15 protein-coding genes are annotated in these 18,428 nt (G+C 68.5%); 9 read left to right on the top strand and 6 right to left on the bottom strand.

Translation table 11 applies throughout. The features are described from left to right. Positions 1–262 precede the first annotated feature (262 nt). Complete coding sequence (locus tag ACHQ4I_RS15050) at positions 263–829, top strand: TIGR03086 family metal-binding protein (protein WP_420772319.1); 567 nt, start codon at positions 263–265, stop codon at positions 827–829. A gap of 204 nt (positions 830–1,033) precedes the next feature. Here the strand turns inward: ACHQ4I_RS15050 and ACHQ4I_RS15045 are convergent, their stop codons facing one another. Further along, positions 1,034–1,588: a GyrI-like domain-containing protein gene (locus ACHQ4I_RS15045; RefSeq protein ID WP_420772318.1), complete on the bottom strand. Its 555-nt coding sequence runs from the start codon at positions 1,586–1,588 to the stop codon at positions 1,034–1,036. 105 nt (positions 1,589–1,693) lie between these two features. Here ACHQ4I_RS15045 and ACHQ4I_RS15040 point away from each other — a divergent pair, with 105 nt between their 5' ends. Then, a complete protein-coding gene (locus ACHQ4I_RS15040; RefSeq protein WP_420772317.1) occupies positions 1,694–2,596 on the top strand; it encodes a serine hydrolase in 903 nt (300 codons plus the stop codon). On the opposite strand, the gene ACHQ4I_RS15035 is transcribed toward ACHQ4I_RS15040, so the two are convergent. The 3 genes from ACHQ4I_RS15035 to ACHQ4I_RS15025 are packed head-to-tail and all read right to left on the bottom strand — an operon-like array spanning position 2,548 to position 4,369. After that, entirely contained in the window at positions 2,548–3,495 is a 948-nt protein-coding gene (locus ACHQ4I_RS15035; RefSeq protein ID WP_420772316.1) for a LysR substrate-binding domain-containing protein, read from the bottom strand. The genes ACHQ4I_RS15040 and ACHQ4I_RS15035 overlap by 49 nt on opposite strands. 20 nt (positions 3,496–3,515) lie before the next feature. After that, the gene (locus tag ACHQ4I_RS15030) at positions 3,516–3,962 is read right to left on the bottom strand and encodes an iron chaperone (protein WP_420772315.1); all 447 of its coding nucleotides are present in this window, start codon (positions 3,960–3,962) and stop codon (positions 3,516–3,518) included. A 56-nt stretch (positions 3,963–4,018) separates the two neighbouring features. Continuing rightward, positions 4,019–4,369 carry a VOC family protein gene (locus tag ACHQ4I_RS15025; protein ID WP_420772314.1) on the bottom strand — a complete coding sequence of 117 codons (351 nt, stop codon included), beginning with the start codon at positions 4,367–4,369 and terminating at the stop codon, positions 4,019–4,021. A 159-nt stretch (positions 4,370–4,528) separates the two neighbouring features. Between ACHQ4I_RS15025 and ACHQ4I_RS15020 the strand changes: the two genes are divergently transcribed. The 7 genes from ACHQ4I_RS15020 (at position 4,529) to ACHQ4I_RS14990 (ending at position 14,459) form a co-directional block, all read left to right on the top strand. After that, on the top strand, positions 4,529–7,363 hold the full coding sequence (locus ACHQ4I_RS15020; RefSeq protein ID WP_420772313.1) for an ATP-binding protein: 2,835 nt from the start codon (positions 4,529–4,531) through the stop codon (positions 7,361–7,363). Positions 7,364–7,465: 102 nt separating this feature from the next. Beyond that, positions 7,466–8,656: an NAD(P)/FAD-dependent oxidoreductase gene (locus ACHQ4I_RS15015; RefSeq protein ID WP_420772312.1), complete on the top strand. Its 1,191-nt coding sequence runs from the start codon at positions 7,466–7,468 to the stop codon at positions 8,654–8,656. A gap of 49 nt (positions 8,657–8,705) precedes the next feature. Beyond that, positions 8,706–9,599 carry an RNA polymerase sigma-70 factor gene (locus ACHQ4I_RS15010; protein ID WP_420772311.1) on the top strand — a complete coding sequence of 298 codons (894 nt, stop codon included), beginning with the start codon at positions 8,706–8,708 and terminating at the stop codon, positions 9,597–9,599. 32 nt (positions 9,600–9,631) lie between these two features. Continuing rightward, entirely contained in the window at positions 9,632–10,666 is a 1,035-nt protein-coding gene (locus ACHQ4I_RS15005; RefSeq protein WP_420772310.1) for a hypothetical protein, read from the top strand. A 119-nt stretch (positions 10,667–10,785) separates the two neighbouring features. Next, a complete protein-coding gene (locus ACHQ4I_RS15000) occupies positions 10,786–11,727 on the top strand; it encodes an alpha/beta fold hydrolase (protein ID WP_420772309.1) in 942 nt (313 codons plus the stop codon). Positions 11,728–11,792: 65 nt separating this feature from the next. Then, entirely contained in the window at positions 11,793–13,937 is a 2,145-nt protein-coding gene (locus tag ACHQ4I_RS14995; RefSeq protein ID WP_420772308.1) for a thioredoxin domain-containing protein, read from the top strand. A 3-nt stretch (positions 13,938–13,940) separates the two neighbouring features. Then, positions 13,941–14,459: an adenylyl-sulfate kinase gene (locus ACHQ4I_RS14990; protein ID WP_420772307.1), complete on the top strand. Its 519-nt coding sequence runs from the start codon at positions 13,941–13,943 to the stop codon at positions 14,457–14,459. 52 nt (positions 14,460–14,511) lie between these two features. Here ACHQ4I_RS14990 and ACHQ4I_RS14985 read toward each other — a convergent pair whose 3' ends face one another. Beyond that, positions 14,512–16,107, bottom strand: a complete 1,596-nt coding sequence (locus ACHQ4I_RS14985) for an adenylate/guanylate cyclase domain-containing protein (protein WP_420772306.1) — start codon at positions 16,105–16,107, stop codon at positions 14,512–14,514. After that, positions 16,104–18,368, bottom strand: coding sequence for an MMPL family transporter (locus ACHQ4I_RS14980; RefSeq protein ID WP_420772305.1), 2,265 nt, complete (start codon positions 18,366–18,368; stop codon positions 16,104–16,106). Before ACHQ4I_RS14980 ends, ACHQ4I_RS14985 begins: the two co-directional genes overlap by 4 nt. Positions 18,369–18,428 lie beyond the last annotated feature (60 nt).

Raw genomic sequence — 18,428 nt, 5'->3', positions numbered from 1 at the left:
CCTTGTCGGTGATCGCGTGGACAGCGAGAGCGGTAGGTCCGAATTCTTGTCCAGGATCGCGCGGATGTCGCGGCATCCGGAACTCGGCACGGCCGGTTGAGATTTCGGTTTCGGAGATCGTGGGTTTCGCCGGAACGGCGGCAGCGCAACCCTTTTGGGTCCTCACCGTGCTGGATTCCGTGATCCGGGCGGCGTTGGATCGAGTTTGGTTGTCACTTGGTTGTGCTACCTATTCTGCGAACTCTTCGAGCGAAGGATGCCCATGGACAAACTGATCGGACAGATCGACCGCGCCCTGGATATGACGGGCGCGATCGTGGTCGCCGCCGTCGACAGCGACCGGCTCGCGGCGCCGACGCCGTGTCGGGAGTGGGATGTGCACGCCGTGCTCAACCACGCCGTGGGCGGTATGCACCTGTTCGCCGCCGAGCTCAGCGGGACCGACGCGGGCGCCGGACACGATGACGACTGGCTCGGCATCGATCCGCAGGGCGCCTTCGCCGCGGCCTCCGAGGTCGACCGCGCCGCCTGGCATCGTCCCGACGCCCTGACCGGCACCGTCCACTTCGCGCTCGGCGACCTGCCCGGTCCGGCCGCCGCCATGGTTCATCTCACCGAGGTCGTCGCGCACGGTGTCGATATCGCGGTGGCGATCGACCGCCCCGACCTCGCCGACGATGAGCTGTGCGCCGAACTGCTGACCACCATGCACGCCATGGGCGGTCTCGACGGGTTCCGCAAGCCGGGCATGTTCGATGCGGAGGTCGCCGTGCCCGCCGACGCGCCAGCACACCGGCGGTTGCTCGGCTATCTCGGGCGGGCGTGCTGATCGCGTAACTGGCTGCCGCGCAGCCGATCTCGTCGCGAGGAAGTCGCCGTGCCCCGCGGACGCGCCAGTATGCCGCCGGTTGCCCGGTCATCTCGGGCGTTGCGCTGATTGTGTAACTGCGTGCCGCGCAGCCGATCTCGTACTGTGGAGCGGTCGGTGGCCGGCCGAACCTCGCGCCTCCCGGTCGGTCGATCGGCGCGAGGATCAGGCGCGGCGGACCGGATGACGCAGGATGGTGCGGGTATTCGCGGAGGGGGATTTGCGCGGATCCGAGAGGTAGATCTCGTGATGGCGGCCGTTCATGACCAAACCCTCCGCGTCCATGAACGCCTCCATCCGGGCCAGCGTCTCCGGTTCGGTCGCATACGGTCCGATGTGCATGATCTGGATCGCCGTACCCTCGGTCAGCAGCTCGAACCTCGCGCCGGAGACCATTTCGGCGGTGACGACATCGGGCATTCGGATCATCAGCTTCCACTGCCACTGTTCGCGCGGCACCGACAGCGGCGGCTCATCGGAGTCCACCCACCACTGGCCCTCCAGCTTCGGTACCACGAAATCCCGTCCGTCCGCCTTGGCGATCTTCTTGGCGCCGTAGGCGGTTCGATACAGCGTCTGCACCGCATCGGTGTACGCATCGCCCCCGGGTGCGCCGGAGCCGGTGACCGTCAGGTAGCCGTAGGCGTCGAAGGTGCGCAGCTGTGGTTGCGGGGTGGCGTCGTAATAGTGCCTATCGCTCCTGGCCAGGTCGAGTTTCATCGCGGGACCTTCCTGTCGGAATAGTGGACGCTGACGAGCGTGAACCCTCCACCGGCGGGAGAGTCAAGATGACTCGGATCGATCCCGTATGGAAGTTTGGCTGGTGTGGAGGAGATCTTTCGTAAGGTCGGCGTGCGCGGCTGGGTGCACGCCCGATGTTTCGATTGCGATGGTGCGGCGGGGCTCGGTGCCGACGATGCGGTGGTGCTGGCGTCGGTGGTGAAGGTGCCGTTGGTGTTGGAGTTCGCCCGTCAGGTCGTGGCCGGTCAGCTGGACCCGACCGATCGGGTGCGGGCGAGGGCGTCGGACCGGCTCGGTGGCGTCGGTACCGCGGGCTGTCTGGACGATGTCGAGTTCAGCCTGCGCGACGCCGCGTTCTTCGCGCTGTCGGTGAGCGATAACACCGCCGCCGACCTGCTGTTCGACCGCGTCGGACTGGACAATGTGCGCTCGCTGGTCCGCGAATTGGGTCTCACCGGCACCCGGATCGTCGGCTCGCCCAGGTACGTCGTCCAGACCATGGCCGAGGATATCGGCGCACCCGACACCACCGAATTCGCGCGCCGCTTCCCGACCCTGAGCGTGTCGGAAGTGCTCGGCACCCGCGCGATGGACCCGCATCGCACCACAGCGAGCACGCCGCGCGATATGACCCGCCTGCTCACCCTGCTCGGCCAGGACCGTGCGGGCGCCGCCGAGGCCTGCCGGTGGGTGCGCGAACTCATGGCGCAGCAGGTCAACTGGCATCGGCTGGCCGCCGCCTTCCCGCCGGAGGTGTCGGTGTGGGGCAAGACCGGTTCACTGCCCGCGATTCGCAATGAGATCGGCGTGGTGCGCTATCCCGGCGGAAGTCGCTATGCCGTCGCGGTATTCACCAGGGCCGATACCCTCGTGCAGCGATTGCCCGACGTCGATCACGCGATCGGCGAGGCGGCGCGGCTGGCGATTCAGCGCATCCGTCACGACCTGCCGAATACGACATTCCACGGCCGCTGCGCCACCTCCTGAGCGGGTGCGGGCCGGGACGCGCCGTCGCCCTGGATGACCGCGACGATGAGGTCGGCGAGCTCGCGCACCAGCGGATGCGGTGCCGCGGCGGGCCAGGCCAGCGAGAGTCGCCAGCTCAAGGCGTCGGTCAGTGGACGCCACACGACCCGCGGTTCCTTCTGTGCCACCATGCCCTGGTCGAAGGCGACGCCGCGGCCGGAAAGCACCATGCCGAGCACGAATTCGGGGTTGCGGGCGTGCTGGACCCGAGTGGGACGGAACCCGTGCTCCCAGCAGGTGCGCAGGGTCGCGTCGTAGAGTCCGGGCGCGGCGGCCCGCGGAAAGATCACCAGACCGAGTCCGGCCAGGTCGGCGAGGCTGAGCGCGGACCGAACGGCCAGCGGCGAGTCGCGCGGCAGCACCACGCCGAGCGGCGTCTCGACCTCGGGTCCCAGCTCGAGGCCGACGACATCGACCGGATGCTGCAGCAGTCCGGCGTCGAGCTGACGGTCGGCGAGCAGCCGGATCTGCTCGGCGGTGGTGAGTTCCTGCAGGTCGACGCGAATGTCGCGACTTTCGAACGCCGTCAGGATCGCGGCCAGCACCCGCCCGGCCAACTCGGGTGGGACCCCGACCCGCAGCGCGTCGATCTCGCCCCGATGCGCCTTGCCGACCAGCCGTTGCGCCCGATCCCACCGGGCCAGCAGATCGCGGGATTCGGCGAGCAGGATCTGACCCGCCTCGGTGAGTTCCACGCGTCGGCTGTCCCGGTCGAACAGGCGCGCGCCGAGATCGCGCTCGAGTTCGCGAATGCGCTGGCTCAGCGGCGGCTGCGCGATGCCGAGCCGCTGGGCCGCCCGTCCGAAATGCAGCTCTTCGGCAACGGCGATGAAGTACCGCAGCGGGCGCAAGGAATCCACGCTGCGACGATAGCGAGTTGTCAGCTCGCCGCCTTCTTGACGAGTTCTCCGATCATCTTCTCGTCGGCGGCGGTCAGTCCCGTAAGTGCCAGGGAGGTCGGCCATACGGTGCCGTCGTCGAGGTTCGCCTTGTCCTCGAAACCGAGTGTCGCGTACCGCGATTTGAACTTCTCCGCACTGCGGAAGAAGCATACGACCTTGCCGTCCTTGGCGTAGGAGGGCATGCCGTACCAGAGCTTCGGCGACAGGCCTGGTGCGCACTCCTCGACGATGGCGTGGATGCGTTCGGCCAGGGCGCGATCCGAGTCCGACATTTCGGCGATCTTGGCGAGCACGTCGGCTTCGCCCGCGGCCTTCGAGCCGCGGCGCGCGGCCATTTTCAGTTCCTGCGCATGCTCCTTCATGGCGGCGCGTTCCTCGTTCGAGAAGCCGACGGTGGACTTGGTCTTGGTACGAGTGGTGGTCATATCGGTTTCCTTCGTGTGGGTTTCGAGGGCGTTGATGGTCGGGTCGCTCGTCGTGCTCACTGGTCCTGAAGCAGTCCCAGGACATTGCCGTCGGGGTCGATGACAGTGGCCACTCGGCGGCCCTGGCCGACGTCGCGTACGGGTTCCCGCACGGTGGCGCCGGCGGCGGTCACCTCGGCCAGCTTCGCCTCGATGTCGGTCACCTCCCAGTAGGTGACCGGGGCGGTCATGCCCTGCGGCCCGCCGCCCGGCACCAGCCCGATGTGCTGGCCGCCGACCTCGAAGCCGACGTAGTAGGTGCCCTCGATCTGCGGTGGCACGCCGAGCAGAGCGGCGTACACGGTCTTCGCCTTGTCCAGGTCGGAGACCGGGTGCAGCACGGTCTGGATGCCGAGTGCGGCGGTCATGAGCGCTCCCTTTGTCGTTGGTTTGTGCTGGTCGGTATGGCAATTACGGTATTTCCGGCGCGGCGGCCGCACATCCGTGCTGACTACGGAACGTTCCACGGATAGGCGTACGTAGGTGGTTGCGCGCGATGGAACCGGTCCGTACACGAGAATGGGCGCGTGTCGAAGTTGAAGGCCGCCGCCGGGATTTCGGGCCGGGAGGCCGAGGTCCTCGCCCTGATCGGGAAACACCGCAGCAATGCCGAGATTGCCGCGCAGCTGTTCATCTCGGTGCGCACTGTGGAGACCCACGTGTCCTCGCTGCTGCGCAAGGTCGGCGTCGCCGACCGGCGGGCGCTGGCCGACCGTGCGGCCGAATTCGACCGAGACGAGAGGACTGGCGAAGCGACCGCGGTCCTGCCCGCGCCGTTGACCTCGTTCGTCGGCCGCGCCAGGGAACGCGCCGCGCTGCGCGAGGCCGTCCGAGCGCATCGCCACGTGACCGCGCTGGGTCCCGGCGGCGTCGGCAAGACCCGGCTGGCCCTGGCCGTCGCCGCGGACTTGGCGGGCGAATTCACCGGCGGCGCGTGGTTTGTGGACCTGGTGCCGGTGACCGATCCGCAGATGGCAGGAGCCGCGGTGGCCCGCGCGCTCGGCATCGGTGAGCAGCAGGGGCGCAGTCTCGACGATTCGGTGCTGGCCGCTCTCGGTGATCGTCACATGTTGCTCGTTCTCGACAACTGCGAGCACCTGCGCGCCGCTGCGGCACCGTTCATCGAGCGCCTGCTCGCGACCTGCCCGCGGGTGCGGGTGCTGGCTACCAGCCGGGCCCGGCTCATGGTGCCGTTCGAGCAGGTCTATACCGTGCCACCGCTATCGCTCGGCGACGATGCCGAGGACGCCATCGCGCTGTTCCTGGATCGGGCCGCCGGGCTGGGCTGGTCCGCGGATCTGATGCAGATGGATCGGGTGAGCGAGATCTGTCAGCGGGTCGACGGGCTGGCATTGGCGATCGAGCTCGCTGCCGCCCGGCTGCCCACCCTCGGTCTGGACGGGCTCACCGCGAGCCTCGCGGATCCGTTGCGGCTTTTGGTCGGTGGCCGTCGCGCCGACGAGCGCCATCAGTCCGTGCGGGCCATGCTCGACTGGAGCCAGGCGCTGCTGACCGCCGAGGACCGGTGCGTGCTGCGCCGGGTGTCGGTGTTCGCCGCACCGTTCACCGCCGTCGACGCCGGCGCGGTGGCCGGTTACCCGCCGCTGGATGCGATCGCGGTCGCCGACGGGCTGGCCCGGCTCACCGAACAGAGCCTGCTGACCGTCGTGACCTCCGCGCGCGGCACCCGGTACCGGGCCTTGGAGACCATTCGCCAGTACGAGCGCGAGCAACTCGTGCGGACCGGTGAACTCGCCGAAGTGCTTGCCCGCCATCTGCATTGGTGTTCGGGGACCGCCGTCGCGCTGGCCGGGGAATCGTCGCCCGCGACCGGCGAGTGGCGTTCTGCCTTCGACTCGACGGCCGACGACATGCGGGCGGCGCTGGCCTGGGCGGCGGAACAGCCGGATCACCGTGCCGAAGCGCACGAACTGGCATTGTCCTTGGCGCAGTTGACATTCACGCGGAATCTGGTCGGTGAGTCCCAGCAACGCTACGAGCAGGCGGCGGCGCTCACGGACGATCCGGCCGCGGCGGCGTCGGCCCTGCGGCGCGCGGCCGAGGTGGCCGGATGCCGCGTGCGCGGCGAGGATATGTACCGCCTGTACCGCGCGGCCGCGGACCTCGCACGCGCTGCAGGGGACCCGGCTACTGCCGCCCGCGATCTGGCCACGGCCGCGATCACCGTCTATCGCATGGCCGACACGTTCTCCCAGCCGCCGTCGGGTTCTGCCGCGGCACTGCTGTCGCAGGCACGGGACCTGGTCGGCGATGACTCGGTCGCCCGGGCCGCGGTTGCCCTGGCCGAGTGCGGGGTTCTCGCCGACGGAATCGGTTCGAACTCGGAAACAGTTGTGCTCGATGCGATCTCGCTGGCACAGCGGGCGGTCGTCCTGGCTGACAAGACTGGTGATCCGCTGGCACGCAGCGCGGCCCTCGACGCGCTCGCCGCGGCTCAGTGCTGGGGCGGGGACATCTTCGCCGCCGCCGAAACCGCTCATCGGAGAGTCGAACTGGTGATCTCGGTCCCGCTGACACCGGCCAGCGCGCTCGAACGAGTCAACGCACTGTCCGAAGCGGCTGAAATCTGCATCGGAGTCGGCGACCTGCGCGGGGCGCGACGCTGGGGTGAACAGCTGCGCGACCTGCCGCTACTGGCCGAGCGGGGTGACTTCGCCACGTCCCCCTTGCTGGTGGCGGCGGCGCTCGCGGGCCAGATCGACAAAGTGCTCACCGGCAGCGGACGTTTCATCGACGCATGGGACCTGTCCGGTCGCCCGTACGCCCCGAATCTCGCCCCGGCCGCGGCCGCGGTGGCCCTGGTCCACGGCCTGCGCGGCGACGACGAAGCGAGAACCGAGTGGCTGGCCATCATCGACGCCCTCGGCGTGACACCCGAATACCGGGCCGCCTACAGTGCGGTCTTCAACGCCATAATCGAGCTGCACCACGGACACCCCGATCGCGCCATGGCCGAACTGGGCACCGAGCCCGACGAAATGGACGAGCGCACCATGTGGGTCTGGCGGCACTGGTACGTGGCTCTGCGCGCCGAAGCCGCCGTCCTGACCGGCCATCCGGATGCTCGCGGCTACCTTGCCGCCGCTCGAACCACAGTGTCCCGCAACCCGGTCGCCGGTCCGATCGTCGAGCGAGCCACCGCCTTGCTCGACGCGGACCACGCCCGCCTGCTCGCTATCGCGGCCGCCTTCGAATCCGCCGACTGCCCTTATCAGCAAGCTCGAACCCTGACCCTCGCTGGGGGTGACTCGACCACAGTCGGTCACGCCGCCTTCACCGACCTCGGAATTGCTCTCCGCGACGCCGTCACCGATCGCCCGCCCGCACCACCTCGCCGGTGAGCGTGGCGGCAGCCGCAAATTCGAGTGATCTGCTTCACAGGCTGTCAGAAATCCCGTCGATCCGGTGTCTTGTTCTCAGCCCCTCGGAGCGAAGGAGACACCATGAACAAGAACACCGATGTGATCGTGATCGGCGGCGGATACGCCGGGGTGATGGCGGCCAATCGCTTGACGCAGCGCGAAGACATGACAGTGACCGTGATCAATCCGCGGTCTGTCTTCGTCCCGCGGCTGCGTCTGCACCAGTTGGTGGGTGGCACCCACGACGCGGTCGTCGACTACACCGAAGTCCTGGCCGAAGGTGTCCGGCTGGTCGTCGACAGCGTGACGCGGATCGACGCGACCGGGCGCAACGTGACACTGGCCGAGGGCGGCACGATCGGCTACGACTACCTGATCTACGCGGTCGGCAGCGGCAGCGCCGGGCCGCAGGTGCCGGGCGCGAGCGAATTCGCTTATCCAATAGCCACATTGGAGTCGGCGCGGCGGTTGCGGTCGGTGCTCGACGACACGCCCACTACGGCCGCGGTGACGGTCGTCGGGGGCGGCCCGACCGGCATCGAGACCGCTGCGGAGCTGGCCGAGCAGGGCCGCATCGTCACCCTGGTCTGCGGCGATGCGCTCGGTCCGTACCTGCACCCGAAGGCCCGGCGCACCGCCCGCAAGTACCTCACCGAGTTGGGTGTCGGCATCCTCGAAGGTCCCCTTGCAACGGTCACAGCCGTGACCCGCGACGGCGTGGAACTCGGTGACGGACGCACCCTGTCGAGCCAGATCACCATCTGGACAGTGGGCTTCGGTGTGCCCGATCTGGCCGACCGCAGCGGACTGCGCACCGACCCCTCCGGGCGACTGCTCACCGACGAAACACTGACCAGCCTCGACGACCAGCGCATCGTCGCGGCGGGCGACTCGTCGGCGCCGTCGGACCTGCCGTTCCGGATGAGCGCCTATGCCGCCGGCTGCCTGGGCGCCCATGCCGCCGACACCGTGCTGGACCGGATCGCGGGTAAGCAACCCGCGCCGATCGACCTGTCCTTCCCCGCCATGTGCATCAGCTTCGGCCGCCGCACCGGGATCTTCCAGCTCGGACGCAAGGACGACACCGCGATGCCGCTCTACTTCAGCGGATTCGCGGGCAGGAAGCTCAAGGAATTCGCCTGCGAAGCCAGCGTCGAGCACCTGGTGACCGAAGCGCGCAAGCCCGGCTCGCACCACTGGCCCAAGGACGGCAAGCATCGGCCCGCGCTGCTGCGGGCCCACGGCGACGACACCGCCGCATCGGTCGCGTAGGACATCGCTTTCACTGTCGTCGCGTTGGGAACCGACAGAAGAGGACTCCATGGATCACACCACCGTCGAGGCGACGGAAACATTTGTCGCGCACCGCAAGCTGCTGTTCACCGTCGCCTACGAGATGCTCGGTTCGGTGGCCGACGCCGACGACGTCCTGCAGGAAACCTGGCTGCGCTGGGTCGGCGTCGATGCGGCGCACATCGACGACCCGCGCGCCTACCTGGTTCGGATCACCACCCGGCAGGCGCTCAACCGACTGCGCTCGATGAAACGCCGCCGGGAGTCGTACGTGGGCTCGTGGTTGCCGGAACCGCTGCTCACCGCGCCGGATGTGGCCGCCGACGTCGAACTCTCCGAGAGCGTGTCGATGGCGTTGATGCTTGTCCTCGAGACACTGACTCCGACCGAACGGGCGGTGTTCGTGCTGCGTGAAGCCTTCGGGATCGGCTACGACGAGATCGCGGCGGCGGTCGACAAGACTCCCGCCGCCGTGCACCAGATCGCCCACCGGGCCCGCCGCCACGTCGAGGCGCGCCGCCCGCGCCGCACGGTGACCGCGCGACAGGCCGAAGTGGCTCTCGAAGCCTTTCGGCAGGCTCTGGAGACCCGGGATCTGCAGGGCTTGCTCGACGTGCTCGCCTCCGACGTGGTGGCCATCAGCGACGGCGGCGGCATCAAACAGGCCACGCCCCGGCCGATCATCGGCGCCGACAAGGTGGCCCGCTTCATCGTCGGCGGCCTCACCAGGAAGGGCGTCGCGCTCACCGTCGAGCCGACCGCGGTCAACGGTGGTCCGGGCCTGGCTCTGCACGTCGACGGGGAACTCGACGGCGTCATCGTGATCCGCGTCGAGGACACCCTGATCGCCGGCCTCTACTACGTCCGCAACCCGCAGAAGCTGACCCACATCGACACCGAGACCCCGCTCACCCTGCGATGAGCCGGTCCGGGCCCACTGTTCGAGGAGTAGACATGAATACCCCGGCGTCGCTCGTAACCGACACACCTGCGTCCCGATGGTCGGTGGTGGCAGGAACAGTCGTCCTGCTCACGGCGATCGTCGGCGTCCTGCTCGTCGCCTTCGCCTGGCCGTCGGTGCGGTCGTCGGTGCACGGTGTGCCGATCGCCGTCGCCGGGCCGCCCGCTGCGGTCGCCCAGATCCGAGCCGCACTGCAACAGCGACTGCCGGGCGGATTCGAGATCACGGAAGTCGACGACACTGCGGCTGCCGAACAGCTCATCAGCGACCGGCAGGTGTACGGCGCCGTCGACCTCAGTTCCGGTGCCCCACACGTCATTGTCGCCTCCGCCGCGAGCACTGCGATCGCCCAGACGCTGCAGGCCATGGCGACCGGCCTCGGCCAGGCGGGCGGCACCGGCGCGCCGGTCGCTGTCCGCGATCTCGCGGCCCTGCCCAGCAACGATCCACGTGGCGCCGGGCTGTCCGCGGGTGCGCTGCCTCTGGTCATGGGCGGTCTGCTGGCCGCGGTGCTGTTGACCAGGTTCGTGCACGGCACCGTCCGACGGGTCATCGGCGCACTTGCCTTCGCCGTCACCGGCGGCCTGACGGTGGCGGGGATTCTGCAGTTCTGGCTGGGCTCACTGAGCGGGTCCTATCCGGCCAATGTCGGTGCCGTCGGCCTGACCGTCGCGGCCACCTCACTGACCGTTCTCGGCCTGGAATCGCTGCTCGGATACGTCGGAATCGGGATCGGCGCGGTGGTCATGATGCTCGTCGGCAACCCCCTCTCGGGTACGGCGACCGCACCCGAGATGCTGCCCGGATGGTCCGGCGCATTCGGCCAATTGCTGCCGCCCGGGGCCGGTGGCCGATTGCTGCGGTCGACCGCCTTCTTCGACGGCCGCGGCGCCGTCCACGCCGTCATCGTGCTGGCCGCCTGGGTCACGCTCGGCGCAATGCTGTGTCTGGTCGGCAGCCTGCGCTCTGTCCGCGCAGGTCACGGCGCGAATGCCAGGGTTGACCGGCAACCCGCGACGAATCGCTGACGATTCACCTGCCATTGCCGAGTCGAGTGTGTCCGGTGGTGAAGCGGCTCACACGCCATCACGTCCGCGGATGCTGTCTCGTCCTTGATCGAAGACGTTCACACACCATGGAGTACCTCATGCGTTTTGGAATCCGGTTCCGCCGCGTGGCCCTCGGGCTCGCCGGCACCCTGAGCACGCTTTTCTCGCCGGCTATTTCGGTCGCCGATGCTTGGGAGCCGCCGAGCGGCGACCTCCCGTCGCACTACCTGACAAGCGTCGAATCCCGTTATGTCGAAACGGGTCTCGCTCGCTTCCATTACACGGTGTCCGGGAGCGGATCGCCGGTCGTTCTGATCGCCGGTGGTGGCCTGTGGGGCTACTCCTGGCGGGAGGTGGCTCCCGCGCTGGCGCGGCAGCACACCGTCTACGCGGTCGATCTGCCCAGTCAGGGCTACACCGAACTACGCAGCGCCGACTTCGCCTACGACCTACCCGCCATGGCCGAGGCCATCGCGACCTTCCTCGACGCCATCGGTGTGGGCCACACAACGCTGGTGGGGCATTCCTGGGGCGGGGCGTGGAGTCTGTACTTCGCCGAAGAGCATCCGGAGCGGGTCGACCGGCTCGTGCTGCTGGATTCCCCCGGCCTGGACGCCGAAAAAGCCCCCGTTACACCGATTTTCAAGACGCCAGTGGTCGGTGAACTGGCCACCGAATTCACGAACCGCTCGTTGTACACCGACAATATCCGAGGCACCTTCGCGCACCAGGAACTCGTCACCGACGAGTTGATAGACGAGCTCTACCCGCCGTTCTCCCGTCCGGCGAACCGCGACGGTTTCCTGGGCCTGTGGCGGAACCTGGACTACCGGCTGACCGATACTGGGTTGCCGCGGGTGAGCGCACCCACCCTGGTGCTCTGGGGCGGTGATGATCAGTGGCTGCCGTCGTCCCAGGCGGCCCGACTGGTCGAACGCATGTCCAACGCCGAGGCCGTCGTGCTGCCCGGCTGCGGGCACACCGTGCACGAGGACTGCCCTGCTGCCACGATCCCGCGAATCACGGCTTTCCTGAACTGACGGATTCGGCTGCCCGGATGGTCTGGATCGTTTGGTGCGTCGGGCCGGTGTGGGAGGCTGGAAGCATGAACCAATTGGGCAGTGCCACGTCGCCTTATCTGCGTCAGCACGCCGACAATCCGGTGGATTGGCGGGAGTGGGATGCCCAGGCGTTGGCGGAGGCGACGGCGCGGGATGTGCCGATCCTGCTGTCCATCGGATACGCGAGTTGCCACTGGTGTCATGTGATGGCGCACGAATCGTTCGAGGATGCGCAGACGGCCGCGCTGATGAATGACAACTTCGTGTGCATCAAGGTGGATCGTGAGGAACGTCCGGATCTGGACGCGGTCTATATGAATGCCACGGTTGCGATGACCGGTCAGGGTGGCTGGCCGATGACCTGCTTCCTGACGCCGGGCGGCGAACCGTTCTATTGCGGCACCTATTACCCGAAGCTGCCGCGCGGCGGGATGCCGTCGTTCACCCAGTTGCTGACCGCCATCACCGATACGTGGAACAACCGGCGCGACGACGTGGACCAGGCTTCCGCCCAGGTGGCCGACGCACTGCGTGCGCAGGCCGCCGGACTGCCCGATGCCGATGTGACGATCTCGGCCGAACTGCTCGATCACGCGGTCGCCGCGGTCGTGCGTGATGAGGACCCGAAGCACGGCGGATTCGGCGGCGCACCGAAGTTTCCGCCGTCGGCGCTGCTGGAGGGTCTGCTGCGCAGTTGGGAGCGCACGGGCGATCCGGCCGTCTTCGACGTGGTCGACCGCGCCGCCGAGGCGATGGCTCGCGGTGGCATCTACGACCAGTTGCGCGGCGGTTTCGCGCGCTACTCGGTGGATGCCGCGTGGGTGGTGCCGCATTTCGAGAAGATGCTCTACGACAATGCCCAATTGCTGCGCGCCTATGCGCATCTCGCCCGCCGTACCCCGTCGGGTGACCGGGAGTCATTGGCGCGCAGGGTTACTCGCGAGACGGTGCGGTTCATCCTCGATGACCTCGGTACCGACCATGGCGGATTCGCCTCCGCGCTGGACGCCGACACGCACCTGGAATCCGGTGGTCCCGGCGTCGAGGGGGCGACCTACGTCTGGACGCCCGCCGAGCTGGTCGGCGCACTCGGCGCCATCGATGGCGCTTGGGCCGCCGAGGTTTTCGGGGTGACCACCGCCGGCAACTTCGAACAGGGAACCTCGGTCCTCACCCGATACGCCGACCCCGACGCCCTATCCGACTCGGCCACCGCGACTGCCGCGTGCGAGCGCTTCGAGCGGATTCGCGCGACGCTGTGTGCGGCCCGTGATCGACGCCCACAGCCGGACCGCGACGACAAGGTCGTGACCGCATGGAACGGTATCGCCATCACCGCCCTCGCCGAAGCGGGTTCCGCACTGCGGCAGGATGATTGGGTGGACGCCGCCGCTCGCTGCGCCCGCTTCCTGCTGGCCGAGCATGTGGTCGACGGCCGAGTGCGCCGCGCCTCGCTCGGCGGTGCCGTCGGTGCGTCCCCCGGCGTCTTGGAGGACTACGCCTGGCTGGTCACCGGCCTGCTCGCCCTGCATCAGGCCACCGGCCAGCTGGATTGGCTCGAACACGCACAACGCCTGCTGGACAAGGCGATCCAGCACTTCGCCGACCCCGCCGCGCCCGGCAGCTGGTTCGACACCGCCGACGACGCGGAAACCCTGGTCACCCGCCCCCGCGACCCCATCGACGGCGCCACCCCTGCGGGCGCCTCCGCCTTGGCCGAAGCCCTGCTCACGGCCGCGGCCGCCAGCGCCCCGGAATCCGCGGTGCGCTACCGCGAACTGGCCGACCAGACGCTGCAGCGCGGTGCCGTGGTCCTCGCCCGCGCCCCCCGCTCGGCGGGCCAATGGCTCACGGTCGCCGAGGCGGCCCGGCGCGGCCCCCTGCAAGTCGCCATCGCCTTGCCCGCCACGGCCCAAGCCCCGACCACCCCGCCAGCGTCTGACGCGACCATCCAGCCCGCGTCGATCGCAGACGATAGCTCGACCGCGGCAAGGGAATTGATCGCCACCGCCCGCGCCGAAGCCCCGGGCGGCACGGTCATAATCGCCGCGCCCGCCAATTCGGTTCCCCTGCTGTCCGACCGGTCCCCGGTAAACGGCGCACCGGCCGCCTACGTCTGCCGCGGCTCGGTCTGCGACCTCCCGGTGACGACTCCCGCCGACCTGCACACTTCCCTCGGCCGTCACTAGCGCGTGCGCACTCAGGCTCTGTTCATCGGCGGTAGGTCCGGAGTCGGGAAGACGACCGTGGCATTCGAGGTTCATGCGCGGCTGTCGGCGGCTCGGGTGCGGCACTGTTTGATCGAGGGTGACAATCTGGATCAGGCCTATCCGGCGCCGTGGGAGCACGGGCTCGCGGAGCGGAATCTCGCGGCGATGTGGGCGAATTATCGCGCGCTCGGGTATCGGCGGATGGTGTACACGAATACCGCGAGTGTGTTCGAGGATGTGCTGGGTGAGCTCGTCGCGGCGATGGGGGAGCAGCCGGAGGTCACCGCGGTCCTGTTGACGTGCGCGGATGCGGCGGCCGCCGAGCGGCTCGCGGGTCGGGAGATCGGCAGCGCGCTGGGCGAGCATGTCGAACGCGGCAGGGTCATGGCCGCGAAGCTGGATGCCGAGGCTCCGGACTGGGTGCATCGGGTCGGCACCGATGGCCGCGGCATAGCGGATATCGCGGCGGAGGTCGTCGATCTGACGCGCTGGTTGCCCTGACCCGGCGAGTCCGAACAGTCGCATCCATCGAGCGGTACGAGGGCACACCAACTCAATTCTGGGACGGGGATTCGGTTGTCGCGGCGCGTACTTCGGTGATGGCGCTGACGGCCGTCTCGTCATCGGCGGGGACGGTATCGGGCGAGGTCCCATTGGATGCCTCGGTATCGGAGGTCTCGACATCGGTCCAGCAGGCGGTCGGTTCGGGCATGCCGCGCAGCAGAATATGGTCGTAGAGAGTCCATTTGGCGCGCTCGGGCTCGGCCGCCGCCTCGATGACCGCAGCGCTCACCAGAATTCGGCGCGGCACCTCCTTCGCCTCGGTGGTCAACCGCGCCGCCTCGTTGACGGCATCGCCGATCACCGTGTACTCCAGGCGCGTATCGGAGCCGACATCACCCGCGAACACCAGACCGCGCGCCACGCCGATGCCGATATCGACTTCGCCGGTGGCGGTGACCTCGTCCCGAATGCGCCGGGCCGCCCGCAGCGCGGGTGTCGCGTTGTCCAGCAGGGCGATCGGCGCGCCGAAGATGCACAGCGCCGCATCGCCCTCGAACTTATTGACCAGCCCGTTGTTCTCCTCGGTCGCCGCGACGACGATCGCGAGCAGTCGATTGAGCTTGGCGACGAATTCCTGCGGCTTCAGACCGCTGGACAATTCGACGGATCCGGTGACATCGACGAACAGTGCCGATACCTCGCGCACATCGCCGGTCAGGTCGACCCCGCCGGCCAGCGCCCGCTCGGCCACCTCCGCGCCGACATGGCGGCCGAATACGTACCGCATCCGCTCGCGCTCCCGCAGATTGGCGGCGAGTTCGTTGACCGAGTGCTCCAGCCGGCCGATCTCGCTGGTGCTGCCCACCGGCACCCGGACACCCAACTCGCCCTTGGTGATCAGATCCAGCGCCCGCCGCAGTGTGCGCATCGGCATGGCGACCGAACGGGCCAGGAAGGCGGTGGCCAGCGCGCCGACGCCGAATCCGACACCGGAGAGGTAGATGGCGGTGCGAATGCGGTCCGGTGCGCCGGCGGCCGGATCGGCGAGCACCACGATCAGCATGAGCAGCGGCCACGCGCCCGCCACCGCCCAGGTCATCACGACCCGGACCAGCACCGAGGAACTCCAGTGCATGGTGCCGCCGAGCACACCGGCGACTATGGGGATGGTCGGGCGGATCAGCCGGTCGACGATCAGGAAGGTGAACCCGGCGGATTCGAGGGCGCCGAGGGTGAACAGCGCCACGGTCACCGCCGGACTGTTGTGCGCGGTGAGATGGGAGAACATCGAGGACGCGATGATCACGCCGGGCAGCCATAGGGCCAGTGCCCGGGTGGAGACCGCGACCGGCAGGCGCAGCAGCCGCCGTGCCTCGTCGAGGCTCGGCTTGCGCCCGGCATCGAGCCAGCCGAAGACCACCCGCCGATCGCGCACGGCGAGCCCGACCCCGATCAGCAATCCCAGCACCGGATAGATCGCCACCAGCCCGATGACGTGCCGCCAGTCATCGCCGATCCGGCCGAGGAATCCGCTGAGCCACAGCTCCGTCGCGATCACCGCGAGTCCGCTGAGGTTCGCGGTGATCACCACCGCCGCCAGACCCCATCGCGCCTTCAGCGCCCAGACGACCAGCTTGGTGATCACGGTGCCGCTGCGTCCTTATGCAGCGAAACCCGCACGGGCACACCCGATCGGATCGAACCCGGCAGCCACCAGTTCCACGTTCCGAACAGCTTCATCAGCGCGGGCACCAGCACCAACCGCACCAGTGCCGCATCGATCGCGACGGCCACCGCCAGCGCCAGCCCGATCTGCTTCAGCTCCAGCACGCTCGCGCTCAGGAAGCTGCCGAAGATCACCACCATGATCGCCGCCGCGGCGCTGATCGGGCGGGCGGTGTGCTGGAGTCCCGCCGCCACCGCGTACTCGTTATCGGATGTGGTGCGCGCGGAACCCTCCCAGAACTCCTTGATCCGCCGGATCAGGAAGACCTCATAGTCCATCGAAAGCCCGAACAGGATGGCGAAGACCATCGTCGGCAGGAATACCTGGATGAATCCGGTGCTGTGGAAGCCGAGCAGCGACTCGCCGACGCCCCATTGGAATACCGCGACGGTGATGCCGAGGGCCGCGCCGGTGGCCAGCAGATTCATCACTATTGCCTTGATCGGCAGCGCGATGCTGCGGAAGGCAGCGATGAGGAACACGAACGAGCAGCATAGAACCAGCGCGACCACCAGTGGCAGTTTCCCGGTGATCTCGTCGGACATATCCGCGAATTCGGCCGTCACGCCGCCGACCAGCACCTGCGCCGCGGGCAGTGTGGCGGCCCGGTCCCGGATCTCCCGGACGAGTTCATCGGCCTCGGTGGAATCGAATGAGGTCTTCGCCACCACCATCGCGAAGATCCGTCCGTCCCGTTGGATCGGGAGCACCTGTTCGATGCGCTCGTCCGAGCGCAGCGCGCTCAGGAAATTCTGTACCTCTGCGGCCGAGGTGGAATTCAGCTGGGAATCGTTGGGACCGGTCGCGACCAGCGTGATCGGCGCGAGCAGCCCGGGCGCGAAATTCTCCGAGGCGACCTTGCCCGCCTTGCCCGATGCGGTATCGGTCATCGCCGCGGTGCCCATATCCATGCCGTAGCGCACTCCGGTCAGCGGCGCGGCCGCGACCAGCAACACCAGGATGGCGGCGATGCCGAACACTGCGGGCCGAGCCATCACGATCCGGCTCCACCGCGCCCATCGCCCGCTCGCCGGATCGGCGGCGTCGGCGCCCGGTCGGGTCTCCAACGGCTGCCATCGCGCGGGCAGCGCACCGCGATTCACCCGTGGCCCGAGCATTGCCAGTACTGCGGGCAGCAGTGTCAGCGCCACCAGCAGCGTGGCGAGCACCGCGACCGCCACGCCGACCGCGATCCCGCGGAACACCGGCGCGCGCACCACGACCAGCGAGCACAGCGAGATCATCACGATGAAGCCCGAGGCGATGATCGTCTTACCGGCCGTGGCGATCGCGATCCCGCAGGCATGGGCGACACCGGCCGGGGAACTGCCGCCCGGCTTGGCCAGTTCCTCCCGGAACCGGCTGACCACGAACATCGCATAGTCCAGACCGATACCGGTGCCGATCATGGTCGCGACGGCCAGCAATAGCGAACTGGTGCCCATCACATGCGACAGCAGGAAAAGTCCACCGAACGCCAGCAACAGCCCGCTCAACGCGACCATCACTGGCACCAATGCGGCGACCACCGTGCCCAGCGCGAGGATGAGCAGCGCGAACGCCACCGGCAGACCCAATGCCTCGGCCTGTCCCGAATCGGCGACTTCGATCTGCATCAGGTCGTGCAGTACCGGTGAGAATCCGGCGATGCCGACCGTCACCTCGTCGCCGGAGTATCGGCCCGCGCGTTCCTGCAGCTCACCGGCCAGTTGCGCCCGAGCGGGAATCGCGCCGTCGATCCCGATGACCGCCATCGCCGCATGTCGGCTCGCCGAGATCTGCGATTTCTGATCCCCCTGGAATGGCCCGACCGCGACCCGCACCCCGGGCACGCCGCGCAATTCCGCGACCGCCCGCTCCACGACGGCCCGGTAAGCCGGATCATCGACGGTCCGTTCGCGCGAATCGAAGACCAGTGCGAGCTGTTCGGCGCCCAGATCGGGGTAGTGCGCGGCGAGCAGTTCGGTGATCCGCGTCGATTCCGCCCTGTCGGCGTGGAATTCCATGGCCTCCAGGCGACCGTTGAGCTGTGGGTAGGCGACCGCACACGCGGCGATCAGCACCAACCACACCGCGACGACGATCCGCCGGTGCTGTGCCATCGCAACGCCCCAGCGGTAGCCGATCGCCCGAGCACTGTCCGCCTGCTGTCTATCGGTCTCGATCGTCTGCTGTGCCATATCGCCCCACCGTCTTCCGGAACCCGCATCCGTCCCCAACTCTATTGCCGCAACCGGCAA

The sequence above is a fragment of the Nocardia nepalensis genome (genome assembly GCF_048910785.1).
Classification (GTDB): Bacteria; Actinomycetota; Actinomycetes; order Mycobacteriales; family Mycobacteriaceae; genus Nocardia; species Nocardia nepalensis.
This window is presented reverse-complemented; position numbering and strand designations above follow the sequence as displayed.

Coding starts and splice junctions, on each gene's coding strand:
- ACHQ4I_RS15030 (WP_420772315.1), bottom strand. CDS start 3,962: ATGACCACCACTCGTACCAAGACCAAGTCCACCGTCGGCTTCTCGAAC.
- ACHQ4I_RS15045 (WP_420772318.1), bottom strand. CDS start 1,588: ATGAAACTCGACCTGGCCAGGAGCGATAGGCACTATTACGACGCCACC.
- ACHQ4I_RS15010 (WP_420772311.1), top strand. CDS start 8,706: ATGGATCACACCACCGTCGAGGCGACGGAAACATTTGTCGCGCACCGC.
- ACHQ4I_RS15005 (WP_420772310.1), top strand. CDS start 9,632: ATGAATACCCCGGCGTCGCTCGTAACCGACACACCTGCGTCCCGATGG.
- ACHQ4I_RS14995 (WP_420772308.1), top strand. CDS start 11,793: ATGAACCAATTGGGCAGTGCCACGTCGCCTTATCTGCGTCAGCACGCC.
- ACHQ4I_RS14980 (WP_420772305.1), bottom strand. CDS start 18,368: ATGGCACAGCAGACGATCGAGACCGATAGACAGCAGGCGGACAGTGCT.
- ACHQ4I_RS15000 (WP_420772309.1), top strand. CDS start 10,786: ATGCGTTTTGGAATCCGGTTCCGCCGCGTGGCCCTCGGGCTCGCCGGC.
- ACHQ4I_RS15025 (WP_420772314.1), bottom strand. CDS start 4,369: ATGACCGCCGCACTCGGCATCCAGACCGTGCTGCACCCGGTCTCCGAC.
- ACHQ4I_RS15050 (WP_420772319.1), top strand. CDS start 263: ATGGACAAACTGATCGGACAGATCGACCGCGCCCTGGATATGACGGGC.
- ACHQ4I_RS15015 (WP_420772312.1), top strand. CDS start 7,466: ATGAACAAGAACACCGATGTGATCGTGATCGGCGGCGGATACGCCGGG.